The organism is Sphingomonas sp. CCH5-D11, assembly GCF_001557395.1.
In the GTDB taxonomy this organism is placed as follows: Bacteria; Pseudomonadota; Alphaproteobacteria; order Sphingomonadales; family Sphingomonadaceae; genus Sphingomonas.
The window spans coordinates 1-2720 of record NZ_LSKH01000003.1 but is presented as its reverse complement, the minus strand read 5'-3'; the positions used below and the strand labels follow the sequence as shown (position 1 = coordinate 2720).

1 protein-coding gene is annotated in these 2720 nt (G+C 66.0%); it reads right to left on the bottom strand.

Going from position 1 to position 2720, the window contains the following annotated elements; all coding sequences use genetic code 11:
• Positions 1 to 316: 316 nt before the first annotated feature.
• Positions 317 to 2644: an arylsulfatase gene (locus AX702_RS00115; RefSeq protein WP_066774799.1), complete on the bottom strand. Its 2328-nt coding sequence runs from the start codon at positions 2642 to 2644 to the stop codon at positions 317 to 319.
• Between the last annotated feature and the right edge of the window lie 76 nt (positions 2645 to 2720).

Sequence of the window (2720 nt, the reverse complement as noted above, 5' to 3'; positions counted from 1 at the left end):
GCATCCAATCAGGCATGATGCCAAGGGGGAGGGAAGCGCAGACTCCCCCAACCGCCAACCACCCCGGCGAAGGCCGGGGCCCAGCTGGGAAGGCCGGCGTGACGACCACAGCACCTGCCACCGCAACACCTCCGCCCCGCGCCAACCGTCATGCCGAACCCATCCCGGCATCCAGCAGCCCGCAAACCTCGACCGGCCGAGTCCGCGGCACCATGGATCCCGGCGCAAGGCCGGGATGGCGCGGCATGGGGGCGATCGCACGCTCCCCGCCGCGTGCCGTCAACAGCTCACGTCACCCGAAAACCCCACCCCCCGATCACTGCGTCGCGATGGCGATCTTCACCTGATGCGCCAGATCGTCGAACTCCACGTCGCTGATATCCACCAGCACGCGCTTCAGCGTGCCGTTGAACCGCGCCGGGCTCGCGTAGAGATCCGACACCGGCGTGATCAGGTCGCACCCCACGTCGAAGCTCTCGCCCACCGTGAAGCGCGCGCCGACCTGCTTGTCGAACCGGCCCTCGCCCACGATCGTCTCGCCAAGGCGCAGCGTCGCCTTGCCGCCGGTGGCGAATTCGCCCTCCTTGTCGCAGGTGATCTGCACCGACAGCACATGGTGGCCGGCCGGGATCGGCGCGGTCGATTCCACGCGATAACGCTCGGTATTGAACCAGTTATGCTCCCAATACAGCTTCCCCTCCTTCATGAAGAAGCTGTAGCCGCCGGCCTCCCCGCCACAGCAGACCAGCACGCCTTCGCCGCCGCCATCGGGGATGGTCACTTCCGCCGCGATCGTGTGATCGATGTTCTTGGTCGCGGGCGATGCCGCCTCGGGGATGCGCGTGGTGCCGGGCAGGTAGATGAACTGCTTCTTGCCGCGCAGGTAGCTCGGCTTCAGGTTCACGTCCGCGCGCTCCACGAAGCGGTCGTCCAGCGGCAGGACATTGTATTTCGCCGCCTCCGCCCAGAACATGTCCTGCAACTGGCGCAGCTTCTCGGGCTCCGCCTCGGCCAGGTCGTTCGCCTGGCTGAAGTCCTCGTCGATATGATAGAGTTCCCAGGCGTCGCTGTCGAAATCGGGGGAGGAGCCCGATGTCTGCCACGGCAGCTTGCCGTGCCGCGCGCCGGCCACCCAGCCGTCGTGATACAGCGCGCGATTGCCGAACATCTCGAAATATTGCGTGGTGCGCGTCGAGGGTGCGGCGGCATCGTCCCAGCTATAGGCCATGCTGACGCCCTCGATCGGCTTTTGCGGCACGCCGTTGATAGAGATCGGTTCGGTCACGCCGGCCGCCTCCAGGATGGTCGGCACGATGTCGATCGCATGGTGGAACTGGTCGCGCAGCCCGCCCCGGTCGGCGATCCGCCGGGGCCAGCTCATCACCAGCCCGTTGCGCGTGCCGCCGAAATGCGAGGCCACCTGCTTGCACCATTGAAAGGGCGACGATCCGGCCCAGCACCACGGCACCGGATAATGGTTTTCGTGGTGGGTGCTGCCCAGCTCGTCGATCACCTTCAGCATCTCCTCGACGCTGTCGACATAGCCGTGCTGGCTTTTCATGTTGTTGGCGGTGCCGTGCATCGACCCTTCGGCGCTCGGCCCGTTATCGCCCACGACATAGATGATTAGCGTGTCGTCGCGCAGGCCCATGGTCTCGATCGCGTCGATCAGCCGGCCGATCTGCGCATCGACATGCTCCAGGAACCCGGCGAACACTTCCTGCATCCGGGCGTAGAGCCTTTTCTCGTCGGCGCTGCATTCGTCCCAGGCCGGCATGGAATCGGGCCGCGGGGTCAGCACCGTTCCCTCGGGCACCACGCCCAGCGTGATCTGCCGCGCCAGCGTTTCCTCGCGCACCTTGTCCCAGCCCTGGTCGAACTTGCCCTTGTATTTGTCGGCATAGTCCTTCGGGCTGTGGTGCGGCGCATGGGCCGCTCCCGGCGCCCAATAGCAGAAGAAGGGCTTGTCCGGCGCACCCGCCTTCTGGCTGCTGATCCAGGCGATCGCCTTGTCCGCCATGGCGGCGCTCAGGTGATAATTGTCGTCGCCTTCCGGCTTTTCGATCGGCAGCGTGTTCTCGAACAGCGGCGGATCCCAATTGTTGGTTTCCCCGCCTTGAAAACCATAGAAATACTCAAAGCCATGGCCCGTCGGCCAGCGATCGAACGGCCCCGCCGGGCTCGTCTCGAAGTCGGGCGTATTGTGCCATTTGCCGAAGGCGGCGGTGTTGTAATTGTTCATCCGCATGGTCTGCGCCACGCAGGCGGCATTTTCCGGCCAGCGCCCGTCATAGCCGGGAAAGCCGGTCGCCAGCTCCATGATGATGCCGGTATGCACCGAATGGTGGTTGCGCCCCGACAGGATCGCCGCGCGCGTCGGCGAGCAGAGCGCGGTGGTGTGAAACCGGTTGTAGCGCACGCCCTCCTTGGCGAGCTTCTCCAGCGTCGGCGTGCTCACCGGCCCGCCAAAGGTGGCAGCATGGCCGAACCCCACATCGTCCAGCAGGATCAGCAGCACGTTTGGCGCGCCCTCGGGCGCCTTGGGCACATCGGGGATCACCGGCTGGGAATCGACATAGGTGCGGCCCACCCGCCCCGTGAAATGCGTGTCGGTCTGCGGATAGGGGAGGATCGTCCTGGTCATCATGCTCTCCGATCGGGGCGGGGCGAAGCAGGGGAGGGGCGCCGCCGGTCGATGCAGCCGTCCGGGCCCCCGCGAC